We start from the raw sequence: 25,474 nt of genomic DNA, 5'->3' as shown, positions 1-25,474 counted from the left end.
TTGCCTCCAAAATTTGAACCGGCCTCTCGCGAGGACGGGTTTACCCATATGAAGAACTAAAGTCGACTTTGAGTGTCGCCCGGTTATAGGGTCCGCCTCCGAGACTGTCTAGGGCCTTGCGGTAAAGTACAGGCTCTTATCCCGATAAGAATCGGCAATTTGTTGGGAAAATCGGCCAATTTTCGTCCGCGACAAAGCCCTGGTCCAGACGGTATAATCCGCGTCTAACGGACAATTATGACTGACTATGGGGGCGTTTCGGCAGCCGTTTACGGCGATGCGGAGAAGGCAGACATCCTGCGACAGCTGGATCGCCTGCTTGATAACCCCCACTTTTCCCACAGCAAACGATTTCCGAGCTTCCTCCGCTACATCATCCACGAAGAGCTTGAGGGGCGTGGCGACCAGCTTAAGGAACGCACCCTCGGCATCGAGGTTTTCGGTCGCGATGCCGGCTACGACACTACCACGGACCCGATTGTTCGTGTCACCGCCGCCGAGATTCGCAAGCGCATCGCCCAGTACTACCAAGATTCCGAGAGCCCTGACGAGCTGCGCATCTCGCTACCCCCGGGCTCTTATATTCCACACTTTGAGTGGCCCCAGCCAGCCTCCTCACCGCTCAGTCCCACGAACCCCGTCTCGCTGAACGAGTTCTCCACCACGACTCATCCGGTCGAGTCCATCCCAGAGACTCTTGCTGTCCATGCGCATGGTCGATCCCGCGCCTGGTGGGGGGTTCTGGCATCGGTCTTGTTGATTGCGGCTGCAGCGGGGAGCTCGGTCTGGCTTAGCTCGCGTCCCTCCACGCTCGATAAATTCTGGGCTCCTATCTTCGGATCCAGCGAGCCAATCTCGCTTTGCTTTCCGCAGAGCATGTTCACCGGTCAAACGCTCCTGGATGCGTCCACTCCCAGCCAGGTTCGTCATCTGGACGAGCATATGCGCGGCGTCGTCCTCGACGACCTGCAGCCGCTGATGAGCTTCTCAGGCCTGCTCGAGATGCGGCACCGTCACTACACTCTTCTCGGCGAAGACACTGCGACGCTTACCGATCTGCGCCAGGGCCCTACCATTTTTCTTGGCGCCTTCGATAACACCTGGACGTTGCGTATGACGCGCGATCTTCGCTACCGGTTCGGCAACGATCCCGATATGTCTCATTTCTGGATTGAGGACACCCAGTCGCACAATCAGCTTCGCTGGAGCATCGACCGCCAAGTCCAGCAGGCTACCCACAACTACCGCGACTACGCGATCGTCGCCCGGTTCCGCGACGCTAACACTGGTAAGCTTGCCATCGTCGCCGCCGGCATTGCTCGCGGTGGCACGGTAGCCGCCGGTGAATTCCTCACACAGCCCGGCGAGATGGAGGCTATCAAGGGCTATCTTCCCAAGGACTGGGACCAGAAGAATATGGAGATGGTTCTTAGCACCGAAATCATCGACGGGATCTCCTCGCCGCCCAAGGTGGTCGCGACCTACTTCTGGTAAGTTGATTTGCATGCAACGCAGCAAGCAGCGCACCCGTCGAGCACTCCCGCATCTTCTGGTTCTTTTCTGTTTCCTGTTCGCTATCTCGGCACCCGCCCAGCGCCTCGTCTTCGCGCACTACATGCTTGCCAACCAGGGCACGGTGGCCGACGACGCTACCGGCGAGCCCAACATCGCCGCCTACCAACACGAGATTCAGCAAGCCCAAGCCATCGGCATCGACGGCTTTGCGCTTAACGCCGGTGGCTGGTCCAAAGAGCCGCGCTACATTCGCCGCGCCTCAGAAATGTTTGAAGCTGCTTACCGGCTGCACTCCGGCTTCAAACTCATGTTCTCTGCCGACATGTGCTGTTCCAACGATGCAACCGATGTGATGGACATGGTCCGGCGCTTCGCCAATAATCCTCGCTACGCCGGCGTTTACTTCCAGCACGACGGCCGGTTTGTCCTCACCACCTTCTCCGGCTCCAGCCACGGGCCGGAGTTTTGGCAACAGCTTCGCTCGAATCTCGAGCATGGCACAGCGCCTTCGCTTCTCGCCGCACCCGACGCCCTGTCGTGGGTCCGCAGCGTTCCGTCCAGCGCACCTATTCGCATTTTCTTAGTGCCGTCTTTCTTCTGGGGGGGCGAAACTCCCACCGCCGATGGCGTTGCCTCCGGCCTCGCGCTCTACCAGCACGTTATCGACGGAGCCTTCTACTGGGGGATCGCTGGCTCTCCGGGCCTCGGCCACGCGCCTGATCAGCTTCCGTCTTCCGCCGCTTACGCTGCCACTCTCCACGGCGCGCAGAAGCTGTATGTCGCACCCATCTGCTTCCAGTTTTGGGGCGCCAACGCTGGCCGCTACTACGAGTACAGCGGTTACGAGGGGATGCGGCGCCTTTGGATGCAGGCTATCCAGGCGACCCATCCTGAGTGGGTAGAAATCCTCACATGGAATGATTTTATCGAGGGCACTTACGTCTCGCCCATTGATGATCCCGCGAAATATCCTGGTGCCAATGACCTCGGGCCTAGCATCGCTCCCGCCGACACCCTGCACTTCTTCCACTCACACCGCGGGGTCACCGATCTCCTCGCTTACTTCATCGCGTGGTACAAGAGTGGACATCAACCTGAGATCCACAACGACGCGATCTATTGGGCCTATCGCACGGTCCTTTCGACCGAGCACCAGCCGGCCATCAAGCTCTACGGGCCCGTCGCCGACACTCTCTACATCACGGCGAATCTCACCGCTCCTGCTGACCTTACCGTAATTCTCGGCGCGACCACGATGACTGTCACTCTCCCCGCCGGCTCCAATGATCTCCAACTCCCGCTAACTCCCGGGCCTGCGCCTCACTTCAGCCTCGCGCGCAATCATGTGACTCTCACGCAGGCCACGGCAGACGACGCCATCACCGCGACGGCACCCTATCCCAATCTGTATAACTCCACCGGTTCGATGCACGATTAAGGGTTGAGCAGGTACGACGAAGGCGTCGGTGGGTGTGGGCGGCAATTACTTCTTCGGCGTGGTTGAGCTGGAATCCTTTTTTTTCTTGCCGAAAATCTTATTAAAGACGCCGGTGGTTTTGTTCTTTATCGCCGTGGCATTGCCTTTCATCACGCTCCCTACATCCGCGGTGATGACCGGGTTCTCCGCCGTGCCTGTAATGTTAATCGGGATACCCTGGGCATTCGAAGGCTTCTTCGAAGCCGACGAGTTGTTCAGGCTTGTCAGAATATTCACGCCCACCTTATTCAGTCCCTTCGCGCTCGTCACCTTCGAAATCAAGTGGAAGTTGAGCTGGCCGGAAGGCGAAACAGTTCCGCTGCCCGTAGACTCCCCTAACGCCGGCAGCACCGAATAAATATTCGTCGTCTGGCTGCCGGCTTTGGTCGCTCGCATATTCGCGCGCGAGATCGTGATGTCAACCGTGTTCCCCGTCTTGATGCCACCCATCGCAGCAATGCCAACGATCTTCGACCCGAGGTCGTACCCTACCAGCTTCGTATTCCTGATCTCGTAGGAGCCGACGATGACGTTGTCGGTTGGCGAGCCCTTGATGGCGAAGTTGGCCGACAACGTTCCGCCCTTGAGGGTGGCGTTGTTGGGGAGCTTTACGCCGACGGCGGGCATAAGCGCCTGCAGACCGTCGATGGGGACACTTTGGGCGAGCAGCTTGAGGTCAAAGACGGGTACGTTTGCGGCGATTTGATAGGTGCCTTTGATGTGGATAGCGACCTTGCCAGTCTGAAGGGCGAGATCGGAGACTTCGCCACTGTTGCCTTGGAGGGAGTGACGAATCTGATAGCTGACATCGAGAGGATACGGCGCGGCCTTGCCGCCTTTGAGGAGGATGAGGTGCTCGGCGTGGACTTTGCCATCGCTCGTTACATTGATGCCGTCTGAGACGATGTGGGCGTCGAGGCCGCCGATCATGGAGATTCCGTCCGCGGGGTCGACGTACCCGGCGACGACGGGGTCCAGGTGTTCAATGGTGACGTGGGCGTCGAAGCTCGTGGAGGCCGCGTCTTGCGGATTGATGGGGCCGACGGTTCCGGAGACCGCTACCTTGCCGTCGCCGGGTAGCGAGGCGCTGACCGTGAAGGGAAAGGCCTTCGCCAGGGAGACGTTCTCCAGCTTGACGTTGAGGTGGTCGTAGACCTGGGGATTTTTTTGCGAGGGCAGGGTTTCGATCGTGGCGTTGCCGTCCTGGATGGTGACGAGACCGACGGGGAGATCGGGTAAGGCGGCCGGTTTCGCGGTGTTCTGGGGAGCGGCGACGTGGCTCAGGGTGGAGAAGTTCCAGGTGCCATCCTCGGCGCGGATGAGATGGATTTGGGGAGCATCGACCTCAAAACTCCGCACGATCAGCTGCTTGTGCAAGATGAGCGGCTTCATCTCAACGCCAATGCGCAATTGTTTCGCGGTGAAGAATGGGGTCTGGCCGAACTTCGGGTCTTCGGCTATGGAGAGATCGTTGGCCACCAGTGCTCCTGTCCTGAGGGAGAGGCTCAGGTCGCCGAGGGTGACCTTGCGGGAAAGGGCTGCGGTAAGACGGCTCTCGATGATTGGACGGAAGGTGTTGGCGTCCACGAAGAGGGGAATGGCGGCTACGGCGAGTATGGGTAGTGCTATGGCTGCAGCCAGACCGATTTTGACCGACTTCTTCATGAATCCTCCGAGTTTGAGAAAGAGGCTACTCCAACTTTATTGCGTCGCACGAATCAGGTGTGATGCTGAAAAGGTCTACCAATGGTTTTCCGTATACATCGATGAACTTTCTGCGTCCTAGCAGCACGCGAGACTACGGTCGGGATAGATCGAGCAGTACCAGGTCGGAGCGCTCCTGGACTCGCTCGAGGACAACCTCGCGGCCGTCGGGAGAGAGATCGAAGTCGCGCACGTCGAAGTCGGCAGGGAGGCTCGTCAGCTGCCGCTCGGCTCCGGTGTCGAGATCGACCAGCCACAGATCCTTGTGTTGAATCTCTCCCCTGAGGAAGACGAGGGATCGGCCTCCGGACAGGAAGGTGATGTGACGAGCACCGCGTGTGAGGGTGAGGGCCGGCAGCGGGTGTGGGGCTGCTTCGGCTGTCACCGCTTTGAGTGAGAAGGTGGTGCCGATGTCGGGTCCGGAGTAGACAACCAGGCTGCCGTCGGGGGACAAAGCGGGATCGAGGGAATAATCGCGGACGAAGGACGCAGGCGCGTGGCCGTCCGTGGGAATACGGAAGAGGTGTGGGACGCCGTGATCGTCGGCCGCCGAGACAATGGATCGACCGTCGGGCGACCAAGCAGGAGAGCCCTGCAAATCGAGCGAGTCAGCCAGGATATGCGCGCTGGTGCCGTCCACTTGCATAACGTACAGGAGCGCTTTACCGTTCTGCCGGGCAGAGAATGCGATGGATCGGCCGTCGGGTGAGATGGCGGGGCCGCCGAAGACTCGCGCTCCCTCGCTGCGCCACAACTCCGTGCTCTCGCCGTTGGCTAGCTTCCAGATGCTCTCGCCTGCGCCGGTCGCGGAGACATAGAGAAGATAGTCGGGGCCGAGCCGCGGGGAGAAACCGGAGCTGGTGGTCAGCGGAATCTGATCAGCCGAGGAGACTTGTGCAGGGGAATCGCCAATGCGGATTCGAAAGAGCGTTCCGTGAGGAGTGGTTCGCGTTGCCACGAGACGATGTCCATCCGCGGTGGCGGCCACCGATGTGTAGCGGTCGAGGCCCGAAGTTAATCGGTGTGGAATCCGGTGCTCGACATCCATGCTGTAGAGCGACGGCCCTGAACCGTCTGGATCGGCGGCGAGATACAAGAGGGTGCGCCGATCCAGCAGGACCGGGTACGTGATCTGGCCATTCTGTGACGTGATCCGTTCCGGAGTTCCGCCGGTGGGACGAATGCGCCAGATGTCCAGTTTGTCCGGCAATTCGCCAAGGACGAAGTAGAGGAAGGCCGCGTCGGGTGCCCAGAGCGGAAAGTGGCCGTGGAGTCCGGCAGAGGCAGTGAAGATGGGCCGGTCTCGTGGTCGTACGCTGCCATCGGTCACGAACAGGGGGTCTCCTGGACCGGGGGTATGGTAGGCGAGACGGGATGCATCATGCGACCAGTCGTACTCGGCTGCGCCTTCCAAATAGGGTCTGGGCTCGCCGCCGAGCGTAGGCACGGCCCAGGTGTCGATCGCATCGCCGCTGGAACCGCCAGGCCTGCGAACCCAAAATGTGACCAGCGATCCGTCGGGCGAGAACCCCAGCGTTCGAATCGATGGATTCACGAGTTCGCTGACACTTCCATGGGTAAGGTTGTGGAACTCGCCGGAACCGACCTGGGTGATCCAGACATCCATCGGTCCGCCGCGGTTGGAGAGAAACGCGACCAGGTGGCCATCGCGCGAGATGGCTGCAGCCTGCTCCAATCCATCGAAGTCCGTCACCGTTTGAAAGCGTGCGTCGGCGATGGGATTTCGCCAGAAGTGCTCCGTCTTCCGCAGCCATATGGTTGCGGAAATTGCCAGCAGGGCGAGTACTGCCAGCGGGATGATGAATTTCCACGCGCCGCCAATGGTCGATGCCGCCGGCTGTGGTGGGGCGATCGGTGCGGGTGGTACAACACCGTTCCCACTCTCCTCCTCGGCGAGGGGATTTCGGCTGCGCACCCATGCGTCCAGCTCGGCCCGGGAAGCGTAGACCGAACCTGCCTTGTCATGCAGGTGGCGATGGACCGGCATTCCCTCGCGCTTCTCCCAGCGCTGGACCGTGGTCACATCGCGCTCGAGGTAGGCGGCGATTTCCTTCCACGAGTCCAACCGGTCTTTCGGCAGTGTGTCGGCCGGCGGTGAACCAAGGGGTTGTTCGCCCATCGCGCGCTCCAGGTTGGGTCCGCTGTCGTGCCGAATGCGGGAACCCAAATTGTACCGCTGCTTTACTACGGGGCGGCAAAGGACGGCATTGCATAGCAAAGCGGGGAAACGGCGCCACTTCTGCGCTTTACCTCTTGAACGTGTACGCCCGCATGGCGGATGGTGTCCGTGAGTTTGGACGTCAATCGCCACGACAGAGGTTTTTCATGAAACGCCATATCCTGAATTCCGCGGTACCCGTACTTGCCCTGCTTTTATTGCTTCCGGTCACCTTCGCTTTGGGCCAGGAGCGTAAGTCGGTCCACTTGAGCGGCCTGATCAACGACTATTCGCCATTGAGCGCGAACGTCAAAGGCAGCCCATGGGAGATGCATGGCCAATGGTCCATGGAACTCGGGCCGGACCGGGAGACGGCCGACTTCTCGGCGGACATGACGATGTCTGGCTTTGGAAGGACGGCGGAGGGCGCGGTTGATCCGACACAGCCCCTGGTGAACCCCCACACCCACCACATTCGGCTGACCAAGATTAAGATCAGCTGGGACATGATCGGTTGCCCCACGTACGCGACCCCTGTCCCCACCAGCGGCTTTCAGATAAGTGGCACGGTCAGCCTGTTGACGGGGAATGGAAACAACGCGCCCTTCGAGACGAAGCCGCCGTCCTCCGTTCTGCAGGTGTGCGTTACCGGAGTGGACAACGCACCGTACTCGGTCGCGAATGCAAACATCACGCTGGTGTTCACCGGCGATGCGACATCCCACTTCGGGCCGCAGCCGATCCACGGCGTCGTCAAGATGGCGGCAAGCGATCCGGACGACAAATATTGGGACTTTGACCATAGAGGTCGATAGATCCACACGATCGATGCCGTGCTCGAAGGGGCGCCCCGTTCACGTTTCCGTGTGGGGCGTCTTGCAGCAAGTGGTCGCCATCTCAATGCATAGGTGTCCGGGCATTTTGAGGAAAGCAGGTTGACATGCGAACGAGCCAAACGTGCCTGATCTTGTTGGGCATCTCGATTGCGGCGACAGGTTCCTCTTATCCCGGAAGAGTGTTGGGGAAACCACCGGAAGGGTATGGGACTCGATTGATCGCCGTGGGTCGGTTTGGCGAAATCAACGTCTCTAGTTCGTCTCCGCACGGACTGAAAGCGCGGGGGAATGATCAACTCTGGCTGTCGCTGCAAGAGACTTGGGGGAAGTCCGACATGTATGTGCAGGAAAATGTTTGGGCACCGGGCGGCAGTAGCGGCTGGCACTCGCATCCCGGGCACAGCCTGATTATCGTCACGGCAGGAACGGTGACCGATTATGAAGAGCACGATCCTGGCTGCAAGGGCCATGTTTACAAAGCAGGTATGGGGTTTGTTGATCCCGGCGGGGATCACGTCCACGTTCTTCGAAACGAAGGGAGTGTGGAGGCACGGACGGTTGCTGTACAGATTGTTCCCGCGAATGCCTCGCGCCGGATCGAAGCGGCTGAGCCGGGGAACTGCCACTTTTAAGCAATTCGATGTTGCCGCATGCCGAACATTTCAGACAATTCGACAAGCGGAAATGCCAGACAGCCTGAACTTGCCGCGACCACGCTCTTTCGGAGGGTACGATTGAGCTTTGGCCCAGTTAGGATCAGATGAGTTCCGATTCGATTGGCAGGCCGGAGTTTCATTGGCATTCTCGATAGTGGTGACATTCACAATTGTTTCGTTGTATTGCTGTGTTTCGATCTGCATAGCGTACGCGTCCGCCCGCTTTCATCGCAGTTCCAATGACTATTTAAATGCGACTGGATCTCTGCCCACCTGGGTCGCTTCCATCTCCTTTTTGGCGTGCAACTGTGGGGCGCTGGAGGTTCTTGGGTTGAGTGGAATCGCTTTTCGCTATGGTGTGCAAGCGTTTAACTTTTACTGGATCGGCGCGATTCCGGCGCTGATTTTCCTAAGCCTTGTGATGATTCCAGCGTACGTGCAAAGTGGCGCGCGCAGCATGCCGGAGTATTTCGGCCAGCGGTTCGGACCGAACGTGCGGCTATTGAACGCGGTCGCGATTCTGATTGCGTCTACGCTGTACACGGGCATTAGTCTGTACGGCCTGGCTGAAGTAACCCACATCACCATGGACTGGCCATTTCTTTTGGCGATTCTTGTCTTCGGATCAATTGTTCTTGCTTACGTTTTAATTGGCGGCTTTCGCGCGACTGTATATAACGAAGTTCTGCAATTTCTTTTTATGTTCGCAGGCCTGCTGCCGCTTCTCTACTTCAGCCATAAGGCTCATTACGGAGGACTCATACACACTGGTCAGTATTGGCACATGTGGCGAGAGACACCCATTGTTTCGAGCACATCGCAACTGGATTTAGTGGGTGTGCTGGTAGGGCTTGGCGGGGTGATCAGCTTCTCCTACTGGTGTACGGATTATGGTTTGGTGCAGCGAGCCCTCACCGCACGCGATCTTGAATCGGCACGCAAAGTGCCGCTGATTGCCGGGTTTGGCAAGTTACTGTTCGCGATCGTTGTGGTCGTCCCTGTGATTCTCATGAGTGGGCACATTCAGGCCCAACCCGGCACCGCACTGGACGAAACCTCACCGGCGCTCATCGCCACTCTCTATGGACGGCGTCTGCTCGGGGTGGGCATTGCCGCGTTGATTGCCGGCTTACTCAACAGCCTTGCTGCAAATATCTCCGCTTTCTCCTCGCTGTGGACAGGAGAAATCTATCGTCCATTTTTGAGTTCTCGCCGGACGGAGTCGCATTATCGGAACGTCGGTCGAGCCGCCAGTGTTTGCTGTGTTGCCATCGGTATTGTTGTCGCGCTGTGGACGCGGAGCTTCGAAAATCTCTCCGCGTTCGTATTGCTGATCTTCTCCCTGTTCGTCATTCCATTCTTCGCCGTCTTGCTTACTGGCATGATTTCGCGGCAAACAGCCGCCGCCAGCGCGATCACCGGCGCGGGCGCGGGAATCCTCGCAGGTGCCGGCATCCAACTAGCGTTCGCGGAGAGATGGCTTCCCAGTGGCAGCAGGCTTAGCGCAAATTTTTATTCGGCGATCGTCAGCTTTGCCGCAGCCGCCCTGGTATGTAATGCGGCCCACTTGTTGTCGCTACTCAGACGTTCGCAGATCCAGCCGGTGAACATCGAGGCCATGAGACCCTCCCCGCCGAAGGCTTCTGTTACAGTCTGGTGTCTCGCGGGCACGCTGCTCGTTGTCTGCGTGGTTGTGAATGTTCTTTGGTGGTGAGGTGCCAAGGGGATAATCCGTTCTTATGCGGAGCGGGGCTTCGTTTTGCTCGCTCTTGCCTTCGATTGCAAAGCATGGGGAGGGAAGCCTGTCGATTCGCGGACGATTAAATCTGTAGAGACGCGCTCTCCACGCGGTGGTCGAGCGTTCGGCCGAAGCATCTGGAAGAGGGCCTCGAAGCACGTTTCGGCGAGTTGCGTTCGGGGCAGTCGGATGGTGCTCAGCGGCGGGGAAGTGAACTGGGCCAGATGAATATCATCAAGTCCAATTACCGATACATCGCCGGGAACCTGCAGGGCCGCCGAATGCAGGATTTTCAGCGCACCAATCGCCATCAGGTCGTTCGAACAAATAATGGCCGTCGGTAAAACCTCGCGCTCGAGGATCTTCTGCGCCGCCGAGATGCCACCTTCCAGCGTGTGATCTTCGTTGTATATGTTCGGTTCGATGCCGATCTCGCGTATGGACTTTCGGAAGGCTTTCCGTCGAAGCTCGGCGGTGAAATCGTTAGCAGCGCCCGCAGCAAATACGATATCGCGATGGCCCAACGCGGCGAGGTGTTGGACAGCCTGCCGAATCCCGGTCTCATAGTCGATTGAAACTGTCCCGGGGCCCTTTGCCTTCGCGCTGATTTCAAGCTGGACCCACGGAATCTTTCGGAGCAGCGCGTAAACTTCGGCGCTCTCCTCCTTGAAGGTCAGCAGCGCGAGGCCTTCGATTCCGTGCTGCAACATCCGGCGCACCCACTCCGCCGTCTCGTTCGAGTGGTCATGCGTGGAACCGATCAGGATGCCGAATCCCTCCTCCGCTGCCGCTTGTTCAAAGCCGTGAATGAGCTCAGGGAAGAACGGATTCATGATGTCCGGTACCAGCAGCCCGATCAATCGAGTGCGGCCCGAGATGAGCGCCTGAGCGTGTCGGTTCGGAACGTAGGATGTTTCGGAAACCGCCTTCCAGACCCTCCGGCTGATCTTGATGTCAACGTTGGTCGCACCGTTCATCACCCGCGAGACAGTGGAGATGGACACGCCCGCGAGCTCAGCCACCGCATGGATTCCGCGTTTACGTTTCAAAGGCTTCGACGCTTTGCCCTTGTCCCGCGATGCTGTTGCTTTCGTAACCACGCGCGTACGGCCTCCATCTTTACAGAACTACTCTAAATGAGGATGATAGGTGGTTTGGCGGAGGGCTTCACTTCTATGAAGTATTGGTACGTCCTAAGCGCGATTGTTCTGTGCCTGATCGTTGGCTCGAGCGCCCATCTAAAAGCACAGGATCCCGCCGTGCGAGGTCTGGCAATCAAAGACGGCGATACCGTCGTGTTCTATGGGGACAGCATCACCGCGCTGCACCTTTATACAAGGTTTGTGGAAGAGTTTACTCTCACCCGTTATCCCACCATGCGCGTTCGATTTGTCAATGCCGGCGTTCCTGGCGATGCCACCTGGGGCGGCTATGCGGGGACCATGCAGCAGCGTGTCCAGCGCGACGTAACTGCGTTTCATCCTGCAATGATTACCGTGATGCTCGGGATGAATGACGGCGGGTATGTGTCCATGACACCGCAAATCGACTCGGCATTTCGGAAAGGCTACAACGATCTGCTGGATACACTGACGCGAGAGAACCCCAAAGCGGCCCTCACGTTAATTCTGCCGACGCCGTACGATGAAATCACGCACGGAACGGAGTTCCCTGGGTACTCAAAAACAATCGATGCGATTGCCGACGACGTCGCAGAGCTCGCAGCGCAGAGGAAGGCGCACAGCGAAGCACCGGTGTTCATCGTAGATTTTCATCACCGGCTGGCAGGCGCTCTGAGTCATGCAGCGACCGACTTCCCGACTCTCGCTCCATTGTTGATTCCAGACCGAATCCATCCTGGCCCCGGCGCTCAATGGATCATGGCGGCCGCCGTGATGGAGGCGTGGCAGGTCGATCCCGTGGTCAGCGACGTCACCATTACGGCAGAGGACGCGAAGGTATCCGCTGCGGCGCGGACAAAAATATCTGATCTGCAAAAGACGCCCACTGGGTTGCGTTGGACCCAGCTCGACGAGGCGTTGCCGCTTCCGCTCGATCTTAATGATGCAATGACAGCCGTGCTCCTCAAGGAGTCCGAAATCGAGAAGCTCGATCGCCAAATGATACGTGTCCGTGGACTGCCTGCAGGGAGCTACGATCTTTGGATCGATCGAAAGATGATAGCGAGCTTTTCCGCCGAGACGCTGGAGCAAGGCGTGAATCTGGCTCTTCTCAAGACGCCAATGCTTGATCAGGCGCGCGGTATCGATTGGGAAGAAAACCGCCGAGCGACGCTGGACGAGTCACGTTTTATCCTGAGTGCGGAAACTGCCCAGCAGCCTGATCCGGCAGCGGCGGAAGTGCGTTTGCAAGCGGCTGAAAACGAGCTTGCCACGACCATCTACAAACAAGCTGCCCCTAAATCTCACAACTTTGAACTCCGCAGGAGATAAGCAGCGTTAATCGGTAGCGCGCACGTATTCGAAGGGGAGAAACGCGAAGTTCGGCCTTCCGAGATGCTCGTTGAGTGCCGACCCCAACTCCACGCAGCCGGGATTGTTCCACTCTCTGATGATCTCGTCGGCGGGCGAGATGAGCTTGAGCGACGGCGGCGTGCCGGGGGCTCGAGCTTGCAGCACAACACCAGCTTCCGGAAGCTGCCAATCGGTCGCCAATGCCAGTACATCCGCATCCCCTGCAAGTGTGACTCGCAAACCAGCGTGCCCAAACTGCAGAGAGGCGCTCATCAGTTGAACAAGCGTTGTGCGCATGCGATCGCGCCCCCCGCTATCGCTAGAATCGGTCGTGACGAGTGACCACGTACCAGCCGCTCGGGATACCTGCGGCCCATTCCAAACTTGAATCGTTGAATTCGATTCCGGAAGCTTCAGAAAACGCATCTTCGCGGCAGCAAGCTCGGAGGCACCTACGCTCGAGACCGAGTAGATGTTGTGGTCGCCCGCGTACTTCAGTTCCGGATCGATGAAGCTGATTCCTGTAGAGCGGATCTGATTCCCGGAAAACGCAACACCGGTCGCTTGAAGATCGGCCCCACCCCGAACGGCAGGTGTATCGCCGGGAGGGTTCCACTCGACACGATTGTTCTTCACCATCAAGCCATCGATCGAACCGCCCTGCCACGTCATCAGCAAGATCGCGCCCTGGCGTTGCGCCAGACGAGGAGCCAGTCCGTTCGCGCGACAAAGATTGTCCTCGACCACGCTGGCCGTCGTCGGGCCGAACGCTCCAAACACGGACACGCAATAGCCATCGGTGTCGTGGCCATAATTACGTCGCACGGTGTTGTGGCTATTCCCGAAGTCAATATCAAATGCGCCCCCGTCGACGTCCGGACTATCGGCCAAGAAGGCCTCGTTGTCTTCCACAATGCAGTTCGTGCAGCGCCATGTCCAAATGGCGTTGGGGGTTCCGATGGTCTCCTGGTGCTGCATGCCCGTATGCCAAGCGAGCGAGTGAGCGATCACAGCATCATGCGAGCTGAACACCACAATGCCATCGCCCTGAACATCGTGCGCAATGGAGTTAAGGACTTGGAGGTGCGCGGCATCGGAGACAAAAATGCCCGACCACTGGGTGGTATCGAATGCCTGTACCCCATCGATGAGCACGCCGTCGAAGCTGCCACCCTTCCCCGTCGAGTGAAGGACTACAAGGCCTGACTCCTTATGCTTCAGCGTGCCTCGAACGTTGTGCACGAGAAGGTCTCGCAAGACTATGTGGTGCATTGCGGCGGTTGCCGATTCAACCAGCACGCCGTACGTCGTGGAGCCGCTTATATCGAGCGACTCGATCTCCCAGAATTGCTGGTTATTTAAACGCAAGGCCGCGGCGTCCGTGAAGCCATCGACGATTCGAGGCAGGCTTCCTTCGCCGTATGCTGCAATACGAATCGGTGCAGTTTCGGTACCGGACCCACGCGGTTGAAGCGCGCCTCTGCATGTGGTGCCGCGCTTGAAGAGTAGGGTGTCGCCCGGGCTGAGCTCGAGCTCATTTACCTCGGCCAATGTGTGCAGGGTCTTCTCGGCAGACGGATTGTTCGTCGCAGCTGACCCGCAGTCCACGTGATACGTCGCGCAGTGCCCGCAGGGAACGAACAAGAAAAACATCGCGGCGACGACCCATCCGGCGCAGCGAGAATGACTATCGCGATTCACGAAGGACCGCCACGCCGCTGACTGGAAGGGTTACTTCGCGGATGCTTCGTCCTTGGTTCAACTCGTCGATCATGGCTGTTGGCAGGTGCACCGTCTGCTCCCTTTCGGAGAAGTTTACGATGATGTGGACAGCTTTGTCCTTGCCATAACGAACGCTGGCTTCTACGCCGTCGGGAACGATCAGCGAGGCCGCAGCAACATTCGCCTGCTTCAAAAGCCAATCCGCCAGGACCTGCATCGCCGCTGCATCGAAGATGGTTCCGATGTAGGTGATGCTCCCTTTGCCCACGCGACGTGTGATCACCGCCGGCTTCCCATCCAGCCATCCGTTCGCTTTGCCATAACGCAGGACGACCTTCGTATCGGGCGCGGAGGTGCTGAGCAACTCTCCCCACGTCGTGGCCTGCGTTTGAAGGAGTTCGCCGTTGACTGCCACCGGTGCAGCAAGCGCGTAGAACTGTTCAACGCGTCCACCCAACAGCGATGCCAGCGGGCCCGGTTGACGTTCCGGTTGCAGCGCGTTATCGGCGTCCTTCATCCCCGATCGCGGCGTGAGCACCAGGTTTCCGCCGCCCTTTACATATGCGATCAATGCTTGCGCTTGACTCTCCGTAATCAAGTTCAGCGCGGGCGCGACCACCAGCTTGTAACCCGAAAGATCAACGTCCGGGGACACGATATCTACCGACTGAACACGACGTCGCAGGGGGGCATAGTAGCGCCGCATCTCTTCCAGGGGGTCGAATTTGTTCGACTGCGGTTGCCACTCAATCGCCCAACGGCTCTCATACGAATGCAGTAGCGCCACCTCGGAGACGACATGCGTATCGGCGAGGAGCGGCCCGAGTTTCTCGAACTCTGCCCCAATCTGTTGAATTTCAGGATAGAGGGGAAGGGGAGTTCCGTCAGCGCCAAGAATCGTACCGTGATATTGCTCTTGACCGTTGCGTGCGCTCCGCCACTGCCAAAAATTAACCGCATCGGCACCGTGCGCAACGTCATGCCAGGCCAGCGCGCGCTCATCGCCAGGCGCGAGCGCAACATTCACGCTGGACCAATTGACGTTTCCGGGCTGCGTCTCCATCACCCAGAAATTCTTACGCTTGAACCCGCGAGCGAGGTCGTGCTCCATGCCATTGCCGATGAAATCGACTTTGCCGTCAGGCATGTAGTCGTCCCACGCAGCCAGGTCGAGAATGGCCTCCGTAACGTAATGGTCGTAATACTGGAAAAATCCCATGGTGTTCGTCGTGAAGAATTGTCGGCCATCGGAGAGAGGCCGAATCACGTCGATCTGGTTCAGAAAATAGCTGCGCCACGTATCCGAGATGAACTCGCGCCAACAAAGCAGCAGGCCAGGGTTGCCGCTGTCGACACCGCCATGTTTCGGAATCGGAATCTGCGACCAATCGCTGTATGACTCGCTCCAGTAAGCCGTCGTCCAACGCGCGTTCAGGTTGTCGAGCGTACCGTAGCGGCTCTGCAGCCAGCTCTGAAACTGCTTTTGTGTTCCCTCATCGGTAGAGGTTTGCGAAATCTCGTTGTCGATTTGCCAGCCGATCACATAAGGATTGTGCCCGAATCGTTCTGCAAGTTTGGTCGCAATGATTCTCGACAGTTCACGATATTTGGGATTCGACCAGTTGTACTGGAGGCGGTTGCCGTGCTCATCACGATGGCCATTTTCGTCGATGCGCAGAGTTTCCGGATAGCGAGTGGTAAGCCACGCGGGAGGGGTTGCCGTGGGCGTTCCAAGGACGGTGTAAATGCCGTGTTTTCCCGCCAGATTGATCGCGCGCTCCAGCCAGTCGAGGTCGAACTTTCCTTCGCTCGGTTCAAGGGAACTCCATGCGAACTCGCCAACTCGAACAACATGCAGGTGCGCCTGCTGCATTAGGGTGAGGTCCGATTCCCAACGCGACTCGGGCCACTGTTCCGGATACCACGCGGACCCAAGAAGTAAGGGAGGCGGTGCTGGCGGGGTGGTTTGCGCGTGCACAAAGGGCGCCAGGAACAACAGGGCGGCTGTAACAATGGCGGCATTCTTCAAGCTCGATCTCCTTCAAATCCGGTGACTGACTGCGGCCGAAACGAATGCCCAGCGATCCGGGTCGCCCACTGAGGGATCAGTTTAGGCCAAGAAAAGGTTTTTCCAAATAGGAATGCGCGAGCGGATGGTCTCGCGGCGTTCTCGGTAGGCGGCAGGTTCTTTGAAATTTCCCTGAATTGACATGTAGCCTTCGTCTTATGTGTTTTTACAATTTTTGTTGACAGAGGTAAAGTGCAATGCATAGCATACGCCCACGATAAGAAAACGTTTCTACACGAGTCTGAAACCGCAAGAGGATTTCTATGATCGCAATGTTTGCTGGTTCTTCCAAACGCGTGGGATTGCTGATCCTCGCCTTTCTGGCAGCTGTTTCGACGCCTGGAGTGGCCTGGGGCCAGGCAACAAGTGGCTCGATCTCGATCCGCGTTATGGATCCCTCCGGCATCGCGGTGGCCGACGCCGGCGTGTCCATCCAGAGCATCGACACTGGAATCATCACTACCAAAGCAACCGACAATTCGGGCGAGGTCACTGCCAGCGCCCTTCCGCCCGGTACGTACAAAGTCATCATCGAGAAATCGGGCTTCGCTACCCAAACCACTCCACCCTTCAAACTCGACATCGATCAAAGGGCGCGCTTCAGCATCGGCTTAAAACTTGAGTCTGCTTCGGCCACCGTTACGGTGACGAGCAATACTCCGATCCTGCAGCTGCAGGGTGGGGAGACAGGCCAGGTGATTGGCGCGAAGGAGATTGCGGATCTTCCGACCCTGGGTCGTGACTTCACTACACTGCTGCTCCTCGTCCCCGGCGTAGCGCCAGGTGGCGGAGGAAACAATCTCAGCATCTCTGTGGATGGTCAACGCGAATTTTCCAATTCCTATCAGATCAATGGCGTCGAAGTGACAGGCCTTAACAACGACACTAACGTGCGTCCTAGCCCTGATGCGATCCAGGAGTTCAAAGTCGTCACCTCGACGTACGCGCCAGAGTTCGGACGTGCATCGGGCGGCTCCATTCTGATCCAGACAAAGGCGGGCACCAACAACCTTCATGGTTCTGGATTCTTCTTTTACCGGCCCACGGCAACTGCGGCGAACAACGAGTTTGCGGTCCCGGGTTCCTCGCCAACCACCGTTCAGAAAAACTACGGCGGAACCATCGGCGGCCCGATCAAAAAAGATAAGGCCTTCCTGTTTCTCGCCTATGAAGGTTATCGGAACACTTCCTCAGCGTCGTACCTTGGTCAGACCCTGGTTGGACAGAACCAGGTAACCTTCGATTCCGCGGGAGACGCGGATCTTTCGAAGCTCACCGATCCCTACACCGGCAATCAGGTTCCGATCTTCGATCCTTACTTCTTTGAGAACAACTATTACAGTGAACAGTTTCCCGGAAACATAATTCCCGCCGCGGACGTTAGCACAGGTGGAAGAAATATCGTCCAAAGTCTTTTCCCAGCGCCGCAGAGCAACAACCCCTACCAGAATTTTGCGATCACGGAGAATTACAGCCAGACCAGCAATGTTGGGAATCTGCGGACGGATTACACCTTCTCGCAAAGTAATCGGCTGTACTTGACCTACGATGCGGAGCAGGGAACCTACAACTCAACTGATCCCTATGCCGGCGCCATTCCTGTCAAGGGCGGAGGAGGAGCGGACACCGGTGGTCTGACTGCCTACGAAAACACAGCGCTCGCCTTGACCTATGACCATATGTTTACGCAGACCCTTTTGAATGAAGCGCGCGCTACCTATTTCCTCTCGCCTACAACGCAAAAGAGTCTTGTCGACGGCACAAATCTGGCCACAAAGTTTGGCATTCAGAATGCCAACATCCCTGGGTTCCCAACGACGGATGGGTTTCCGCAGATTCAGGTGGGCTCTGGCGCAGTAACCGGCGGCTCAACCTATAAGCCGCTCACGTCGCGCGAAAAAGTGTATGGCTTGATGGATTCACTGACTTACACGCGGGGCAGACACGACTTCAAATTCGGCTACGAGTACCGGCATATTGACTCGAACTCGGACTACTCCCTGTATCCCGTACCGTACGAATATTTCGCTGGCCCCGGATCGAATTTCTCGAGCGCAACGGATTACAGTTTTTACGACTCAAATGCGTATTACTACAACGGCGGCTCGGAAATCGCGGACATATTGCTGGGGCTGCCCGAGGTGGTGTATCAGGGGCTCCAGTTCAAGGCGCCCGAGACAACGGCAAATGAGCAGACGTTTTTCTTCCAGGACTACTGGCAAGTTACGCCGAAGCTTAATATCACCTATGGATTGCGATACGAGTATGTGCAGCCCTATGTCGAAGTCAACGATGATCAGGCGAACTTCAATCTCACGACCCTCAATATCAACATCGCGGGCCGTGGGGGAAACTCTCGTTCGCTCGTCGAGTCCAACAAGACAAACTTCATGCCTCGCGTCGGATTCGCGTATCAGCTCGCACCCAAAACTGTTCTTCGCGGCGGGTTCGGCATCTTCTATTCACCTGAAAATGATTCGCGCGATATCCTGCTGACCGAAAATTATCCCTTTTACACCGAGCAGCAGTTTTCAAATAACCCTTATTACTTGAGCTATTTCCTTGATGAGGGTGTCGCACGCCCCACCACCAATCCTGTTCCACCCACCGTCGCGAACGTCGATCTGACGACGGTGCCCGGAGCAAGTACGCAGGTGGTGAACTCGCAGCCCATCCACTTCCCAACCGCTAATTCAAAGAACTACAACGTCACGATTCAGCAGCAGTTAGGAAGCTCGACTTCCTTCGAGTTGGGATACGTCGGCGCAAATACCCGTAACCTCTCGCAGAAGGTCGGGAACTATAACATCAACGACCATCTGTCTGCCGCGCTTGGACAGGTGCAGGCGCTAGAGCCAGTCGGCCTCAGCAACTATAATTCGCTTCAAGCCAAGATCAACCGCCAATTCAGTCACGGCTACAGCGCCCTGATCTCCTACACGTGGTCACATAACCTGGACACCGGTCCAGCACCTCCGAACCTGGGCAAGGGAGGCGACTACCCGCAGGACCCATTCAACATTGGCGCGGAATATGGGAACTCTGATATCGACCTGCGCAACAATTTTGTAGCGAGCCAGGTAATCGAGCTGCCGTTCGGCAAAGGCAAGCGCTTCCTCCATGACTCCGGGCGCGTCACCGACATCTTCCTCGGCGGTTGGCAGCTCAACAGCATTACAACGTTGCGTGGTGGTCGTCCCTTCAACATCGTCTCGGATTTGAACAATCCCACCTATCCGGGGTTGCGGCCGAACCTCACGGGCAATCCCTACGTAGGTCACCGTACGATCCAGATGTGGTTCAACCGCAATGCATTTACCATCCCTCCTGGTCAGGCAGCATCCACCGCTCCCGGCGGGACCCTCATCACCGGCAACCTGGCCCGCAACTTGCTCTATGGCCCCGGCTACACAAATGAAGATCTCTCCATTTTCAAGGTGCTCGGATTGCCCCACGGCATGAGCTTTCAGATTCGCATTGAAGCCTTCAACCTCTTGAACACCTCTCGTTATGGCCAGCCGGATGGAAATATGGCACATCTCGGAACGGCACAAAACCCGGGCACGTTCGGGCAAATCACCAGCAGCGGGGGTCAACAGCGCGTTCTGCAATTCGGCGGCCGCCTGGTCTTCTAACGCGGCCCACGAAGGATTGGCATGAATCATTTTTTGATCAGACTCCGCGCGGGTGTGACTGCGCTGATGATATCGTCCGCTGCTTTTGCGCAGTCAACCATCGTAACTTCCAACAACCCAGGTCTGGACGCTCGAACGGACGCCTTGTTGCGTCAGATGACGCTCGACGAGAAACTTGGCCAGCTCTCACAGATCTTTTGGTACAAAGGTGCGCCGGACGATCGTATCGAGAAGGGGGAGCTTGGTTCCTACCTCTTCCTCACCGATCCGCAAGAGATCAATCGCGTGCAGCACGTAGCTGTGGAGCATTCGCGGCTACACATTCCGCTGCTCATCGGCTTCGACGTGATTCATGGCTTCCACACAATCTTTCCTGTGCCGATCGCGCAGGCGGCATCCTGGGACCTCGAGTTAAATCGCCAGATTCAGGCCGCGGCCGCCGACGAGGCATCGGCTGTTGGCATCACGTGGGCCTTCGCGCCAATGGTCGACATCGCACGCGACGCACGTTGGGGCCGCATGGTCGAGGGTGCCGGTGAAGACCCATTCCTCGGCAGCAAGATGGCGACTGCACGCGTGCAGGGTTTTCAGGGAAACACTCTTGGCGCCCCTCACCATGTTCTCGCATGCGCCAAACATTTTGCCGGCTACGGAGCCGCGGTGGGCGGCCGTGATTATGATGCGGTGTATCTTTCGGATACCGAGCTGCAGAACGTCTACCTGCCGCCATTCCACGCCGCGGTAGAAGCCGGCGTTGGCTGCATCATGAGCGCCTACATGGACATCAACGATGTGCCCGCAAGCGGCAATCGTTATTTGCTCCATGACGTTTTGCGTGGAGACTGGCATTTCAACGGCTTCGTTGTCTCCGATGCCTGGGCTGTCTACAACCTTACCGCCCACGGTTTTGCGAGTGATCCATCCGACGCTGCCCTGCGAGGCATCACCGCGGGGGTGAACATGGATATGGGGTCAGACAGCTATCTCCATAATCTTCCGAAGTTGCTCGAAGAGGGTAAGGTGACGGAACAGGAAATCGATGCAGCTGTGCGCCCGATACTTCGGACGAAGTTTGAGCTTGGGCTGTTCGAACACCCTTACGTTGACGAGAGCAAAGTGGATGCAGCTCTTCACAATCCTGAGCACAGTGCGCTTGCCCGCGAGGCCGCGGTTCGGAGTGCCGTTCTTCTGCGCAACGAAGGCGGGCAGTTGCCGCTCTCAAAACACATACATTCGATCGCGGTGATTGGGCCGCTCGCCGATGCGCACAAAGAGATTCAAGGATCGTGGTCCTTTGGCGGCGACCCCAAAGAGGTCGTGTCCGTGCTCGATGGCATCCGGACGAAGTTGGGACCCACGGTCGAGGTTCACTACGCGGCGGGCACAACTCTTCAGCGAGAAGATCAACCTTCGCTTAATCCTGATAAGCTATCGCCCGGAGTGGGGTCTCTCGCGGGGCAGGAGCCGGACGCTTCCATCAACGAGGCAGTTGCCGTAGCGAAGGCGTCCGACCAGGTGGTCCTGGTGCTCGGCGAGAAGGATGACATGAGCGGCGAATATGCCTCGCGCGCTTCACTTGCTTTGCCGGGTAAGCAGCAGCTTCTGCTCGAAGCAATTGCTGCGATTGGCAAGCCTGTGACACTGGTATTGGTCAACGGACGGCCGCTCGATATCACCTGGGCGTCAACCCATGTGCCCGCGATTCTGGAAGCGTGGTTTCCGGGAACCCAGGGTGGTAACGCGATTGCCGACCTCCTTTTTGGCGACGCGAACCCGGGGGGCAAGTTGCCCGTCTCGTGGCCGCGCAATGTTGGGCAAGAGCCCCTTTATTACAACCGCAACCTTTCGCAGGTCCATGAGGACTCGCCGAAATTCGCCTCCTATTATTGGGACGAACCACAATTTCCTCTCTACCGCTTCGGCTTCGGGCTGAGTTATTCAAGCTTCACCTTCTCCAACCTCAAACTGTCTTCGCCGACGCTTACCTCGGACGGCATCGTTGTTTCCATCGACGTCAAAAATACCAGTGGGACCGCTGGGGAAGAAGTAGTCCAGCTCTATACACACCAGCGTTTCGGCAGCGCTTCACGACCGGCGCGCGAACTCAAAGGCTTCACCCGCATCAGTCTTCAGCCCGGAGAAACAAAGACGATCACCCTGCACGTCGCGGCCAAAGATCTCAGTTTCTGGTCTCCGGGTACGCGCCAGCGAGCAACAGAAGCATCGACGTATGATGTCTGGGTCGGAGATAGTTCGATGGCTGTCGAGCATGCGCAGTTTGACGTGACCACGACCATGGTGCAACGGTGACATTCGGAGTTGGACGCATCTCTGGCATCACGCATCGGAAGATGCAGCGCCGTTCTTTCCTGGCCGGAGCCGCCGCGTCTACTCTCCTGCTCAAGAGCGTCTTCGCCCAAACAGAGCAAGCCGCGGCGGACCAGCAGCCGAATAAACAGGACCTGACCGCACTCCTCAAAACACTGCTCGTTTCGGAATCGCAACGACTCAATGAGTTTGCCGTCGACGTATATTCCACCTGCGTCCTGGGCAAGATTCGCGCCGCCGATCCGCCGCTGGCGCATGCCTGGCTGGTTCCCGGCGGCGGTTATTATGCGCAGTGGCTTTGGGACACGATGTTTGTCGCGGACCTGCTTTCGCTGCTGCCTGGACAGGTGCAATTGCTGCGTGGAGTCTTCCAGAATTTTTGGGACTTCCAGCAACGGTGGGACGCCGCGAAGCCCCTCCCCATGCACGGCATGGTCGCGAATTACATGGCTCCGTTTGATGCTCCCGGCTGGCGCGACGGCAAGCAGTGGCGCGACTTTCCCGCGTACTCGCAGGCGCCGCTGTTGGCCTGGGGAATGGAACGGGTCTATCTTCGCAATGGCGATAGGGAGTTGCTGCGGGTAGGCCTTCCGGCGCTTGAGGCCTTCCACGAATGGTACTGGCGCGAACGCGATATCACGAACGTAGGCTTGATCGGCGTCGGCGATTATAGTGGCGATCTACAGCACGCGCGGTACGAGACCTACGACCGAGAGGTTGATCTCGATGGCCTCAGAATGATTCCACATCCCGGCCGCGCCGCCGGTGTAGACAATGGCGCGTGGTATGGCAACCTCGCGATCCCGGCAAACACTGCGTACTTGTTGCTCTCTGAGCAGGCGCTTGAACGCATGGCCAACTCGTTGGGAGATCGCAGTATGGCGATGCGACGCCACGCTCGCTATCAGAAGGGCGTGCAAGCTATGCAGCAACGGATGTGGGATCAGGAGTCAGGATGCTTTGTGGCCGTCGACGTACTGACCGGGAAACAAACCGGCTCGCCGACGATCGGCGGCTTCATCCCTTTGATGGCGCGCGTGCCGACGCTGCCGCAAGCACGGACGATGGCCGCAGCGTTGGATACGTCTGCATGGAACACTTCACTTCCGATTCCCACTGTCTCGGCGATGAACCGCGAATATAAGCCGGATGAATTCTGGCGCGGCGACGTGTGGCCGGCACCGAACTATCAGGTTGCGACAGGCCTGGCGCTGTATGGATATCGCGATACGGCGGCACGCATCGCGGACGCAACCGTAGCCAATGCCTTGAAGGTTGGCATCTCGGAGCACTACAACTCAGCGAGCGGAGCTCCACTCGGCGTGGCGGGCCTTGGGATGTCAGCAACAATTCTGACGATGATTCTTGACCGACTCACCAGCCAGCGATACAGAATGTATGTGCGCGAAAGTCGCGGCTAAGGTACGATCCATGAGTCTCCTTGCAGTTCGCCATCGCATTCATGCTTTCGGCGCAGTCATCGTCCTGCTGACGGCTACAGCGGCTTTCGCACAGAGCCATCAGCCCGCCGAGCTCTCCGTCGACTGGAAAACAATCACCGGCACCACGCGAACGACGATCACGCTGCAGGTGGTTGAGAACCCACCGCTACGCCCCGGTTCCTCCATCCATGACAAAGTCTGGGCGAACCTCGCAGCGTTACATACGGACATGACCAGGCTTGCGTTCTGGTATCCGTACCCTCGTCTCGCAGTGGCAGAACTGCAGCCTCCAACCGCGACCAGCACGTCGTGGAACTTCGACGCGATCGATCCGATTGTCACCGATTTCTTTCGCGCAACCAAGGATCATAGCAGCGTCTTTACGATGAGCACCCTTCCCACATGGATGTTCCGCGACGCGAACCCCAGCCCTGTCCCCGCATCGGCCGACGAAGCCGATTGGGGTTATGAGGCTGGAACGGAACTCCGCGATCCCACTGGAAAGGGAGCAGCAGACTACTACGCACGGGTTGCCGGCTGGTATACCGCGGGAGGATTCGTCGATGAACTCGGCGCGCAACACCATTCGCAACATCATGAAGACATCGCATGGTGGGAAGTGCTGAACGAGCCGGAGTACGAGCACGGCCTTGATATCCAGACCTACACGCGGCTGTACGACAGCATCGTTGCCGCGGTGCATAAGGTTAGTCCCAAGACCCGCTTCGTCGGGATGTCTCTGGCTGAACCGATGAAGTCGCCGCAGAAGTTCGAGTATTTTCTGAACGCGAAAAATCACGCACCTGGAACGCCTCTGGATGCGATCTCGTTCCATTTCTACTCGGACGCGGAGCCGGGCGAGGACGATAAGACCGAGCCCTACACCTTCTTCGCGCGGGCCGATGGATTCCTTAGCTCTGTCCGGTACATAGCGGCGATCCGCCGACGACTGTCGCCCGACACCCAAATCCACATCAACGAAGCCGGATGCATCGCTGCTGACGACCTCGCGCAGGGCGCCGCGCAAACCGGTTTTCCACCCTCGGCGCAGTACTGGAATTTGTGCGGCGCGATGTTCGCTTACCTCTATCAGGACCTCGCCGCGCAGGGAATCGAATTACTCGGAGCCTCGCAGCTTCTCGGGTATCCCTCTCAATTTCCTTCGGTCAGCTTGCTGGACTGGCAGAACGGGGAACCGAACGCACGCTATCGAGTGCTGCAATTACTCCACGACAACTTTGGTCCGGGAGATTCGATCGTCCAGACCAACCTCGCATCGCACGAGGTAGCTGCGTCGGGTTATATCGATCCTCGAGGCCACCGCAAGCTATTACTCATCAACAAGAGCCTACTACCCGTGGACGTACGCTGCGACGAATGTTCTGGAGCGACGGAATTTCACGTGGACACTGCCACCCCCCAGTTAATTGCCGAGTCAAAATTGCTGGACGCGCGAATTCACTTTAATGGGCTTTCGGTGATTGTAGTCAAACTCCCGTAATGAACAGCGTAGTAACGGTGCGATATTGCTGATGAACTGTCTAAGCAGGTTGCATGGAAGCCGGTTAATTTTGCCAAGTCCGCAGCGGCCCTATGCCGGTGATCGGAAGAGCCGATCCGACGTTGCGGATACATCTTAAATACCGCTGGTCAGGACCATGGTTATGCGGCTCTGCGATCACTTCCAGACCTCCTTTTGG

15 protein-coding genes are annotated in these 25,474 nt (G+C 58.0%); 10 read left to right on the top strand and 5 right to left on the bottom strand.

The window, feature by feature from the left end; translation table 11 throughout:
- The first annotated feature begins 237 nt into the window (after positions 1-237).
- Both GSQ80_RS16640 and GSQ80_RS16635 read left to right on the top strand, forming a co-directional pair.
- Positions 238-1,494 carry a hypothetical protein gene (locus tag GSQ80_RS16640; RefSeq protein WP_158788802.1) on the top strand — a complete coding sequence of 419 codons (1,257 nt, stop codon included), beginning with the start codon at positions 238-240 and terminating at the stop codon, positions 1,492-1,494.
- A gap of 10 nt (positions 1,495-1,504) precedes the next feature.
- Complete coding sequence (locus tag GSQ80_RS16635; RefSeq protein WP_158788801.1) at positions 1,505-2,953, top strand: glycoside hydrolase family 71 protein; 1,449 nt, start codon at positions 1,505-1,507, stop codon at positions 2,951-2,953.
- Between the two features lie 45 nt (positions 2,954-2,998).
- Here the strand turns inward: GSQ80_RS16635 and GSQ80_RS16630 are convergent, their stop codons facing one another.
- Both GSQ80_RS16630 and GSQ80_RS16625 read right to left on the bottom strand, forming a co-directional pair.
- On the bottom strand, positions 2,999-4,657 hold the full coding sequence (locus tag GSQ80_RS16630; RefSeq protein WP_158788800.1) for an AsmA family protein: 1,659 nt from the start codon (positions 4,655-4,657) through the stop codon (positions 2,999-3,001).
- Positions 4,658-4,790: 133 nt separating this feature from the next.
- Entirely contained in the window at positions 4,791-6,836 is a 2,046-nt protein-coding gene (locus GSQ80_RS16625; protein ID WP_158788799.1) for a PD40 domain-containing protein, read from the bottom strand.
- A 206-nt stretch (positions 6,837-7,042) separates the two neighbouring features.
- Between GSQ80_RS16625 and GSQ80_RS16620 the strand changes: the two genes are divergently transcribed.
- The 3 genes from GSQ80_RS16620 (at position 7,043) to GSQ80_RS16610 (ending at position 10,081) form a co-directional block, all read left to right on the top strand.
- The gene (locus tag GSQ80_RS16620) at positions 7,043-7,690 is read left to right on the top strand and encodes a hypothetical protein (RefSeq protein WP_158788798.1); all 648 of its coding nucleotides are present in this window, start codon (positions 7,043-7,045) and stop codon (positions 7,688-7,690) included.
- Between the two features lie 125 nt (positions 7,691-7,815).
- On the top strand, positions 7,816-8,343 hold the full coding sequence (locus GSQ80_RS16615) for a cupin domain-containing protein (protein WP_158788797.1): 528 nt from the start codon (positions 7,816-7,818) through the stop codon (positions 8,341-8,343).
- A 178-nt stretch (positions 8,344-8,521) separates the two neighbouring features.
- Positions 8,522-10,081 (top strand): hypothetical protein, encoded by a 1,560-nt coding sequence (locus GSQ80_RS16610; protein ID WP_371315732.1) that lies wholly within the window; start codon positions 8,522-8,524, stop codon positions 10,079-10,081.
- A 23-nt stretch (positions 10,082-10,104) separates the two neighbouring features.
- On the opposite strand, the gene GSQ80_RS16605 is transcribed toward GSQ80_RS16610, so the two are convergent.
- On the bottom strand, positions 10,105-11,154 hold the full coding sequence (locus tag GSQ80_RS16605; protein ID WP_158788795.1) for a LacI family DNA-binding transcriptional regulator: 1,050 nt from the start codon (positions 11,152-11,154) through the stop codon (positions 10,105-10,107).
- 126 nt (positions 11,155-11,280) lie between these two features.
- On the opposite strand from GSQ80_RS16605, the gene GSQ80_RS16600 reads away from it, so the two are divergent.
- Entirely contained in the window at positions 11,281-12,558 is a 1,278-nt protein-coding gene (locus tag GSQ80_RS16600; RefSeq protein ID WP_158788794.1) for an SGNH/GDSL hydrolase family protein, read from the top strand.
- Between the two features lie 6 nt (positions 12,559-12,564).
- On the opposite strand, the gene GSQ80_RS16595 is transcribed toward GSQ80_RS16600, so the two are convergent.
- Complete coding sequence (locus GSQ80_RS16595; RefSeq protein WP_158788793.1) at positions 12,565-14,232, bottom strand: right-handed parallel beta-helix repeat-containing protein; 1,668 nt, start codon at positions 14,230-14,232, stop codon at positions 12,565-12,567.
- A gap of 34 nt (positions 14,233-14,266) precedes the next feature.
- Entirely contained in the window at positions 14,267-16,330 is a 2,064-nt protein-coding gene (locus GSQ80_RS16590; RefSeq protein ID WP_254059713.1) for a beta-galactosidase, read from the bottom strand.
- Positions 16,331-16,632: 302 nt separating this feature from the next.
- Between GSQ80_RS16590 and GSQ80_RS16585 the strand changes: the two genes are divergently transcribed.
- From GSQ80_RS16585 to GSQ80_RS16570, 4 genes are read left to right on the top strand one after another with little or no spacing between them, the layout of a single operon-like run.
- A complete protein-coding gene (locus GSQ80_RS16585) occupies positions 16,633-20,004 on the top strand; it encodes a TonB-dependent receptor (RefSeq protein ID WP_158788792.1) in 3,372 nt (1,123 codons plus the stop codon).
- A gap of 21 nt (positions 20,005-20,025) precedes the next feature.
- On the top strand, positions 20,026-22,314 hold the full coding sequence (gene bglX, locus GSQ80_RS16580) for a beta-glucosidase BglX (RefSeq protein WP_174241357.1): 2,289 nt from the start codon (positions 20,026-20,028) through the stop codon (positions 22,312-22,314).
- Positions 22,311-23,753 (top strand): trehalase family glycosidase, encoded by a 1,443-nt coding sequence (locus GSQ80_RS16575; RefSeq protein WP_158788791.1) that lies wholly within the window; start codon positions 22,311-22,313, stop codon positions 23,751-23,753. The genes bglX and GSQ80_RS16575 overlap by 4 nt, the downstream gene beginning before the upstream one ends.
- Positions 23,754-23,763: 10 nt before the next feature.
- On the top strand, positions 23,764-25,275 hold the full coding sequence (locus GSQ80_RS16570) for a glycosyl hydrolase family 39 (RefSeq protein WP_158788790.1): 1,512 nt from the start codon (positions 23,764-23,766) through the stop codon (positions 25,273-25,275).
- Positions 25,276-25,474: the final 199 nt, after the last annotated feature.

This window comes from Granulicella sp. L46 (assembly GCF_009765785.1).
Classification (GTDB): Bacteria; Acidobacteriota; Terriglobia; order Terriglobales; family Acidobacteriaceae; genus Granulicella.
The sequence above is the reverse complement of the archived record's forward strand: the minus strand, read 5'-3'. Positions and strand labels throughout refer to the sequence as shown.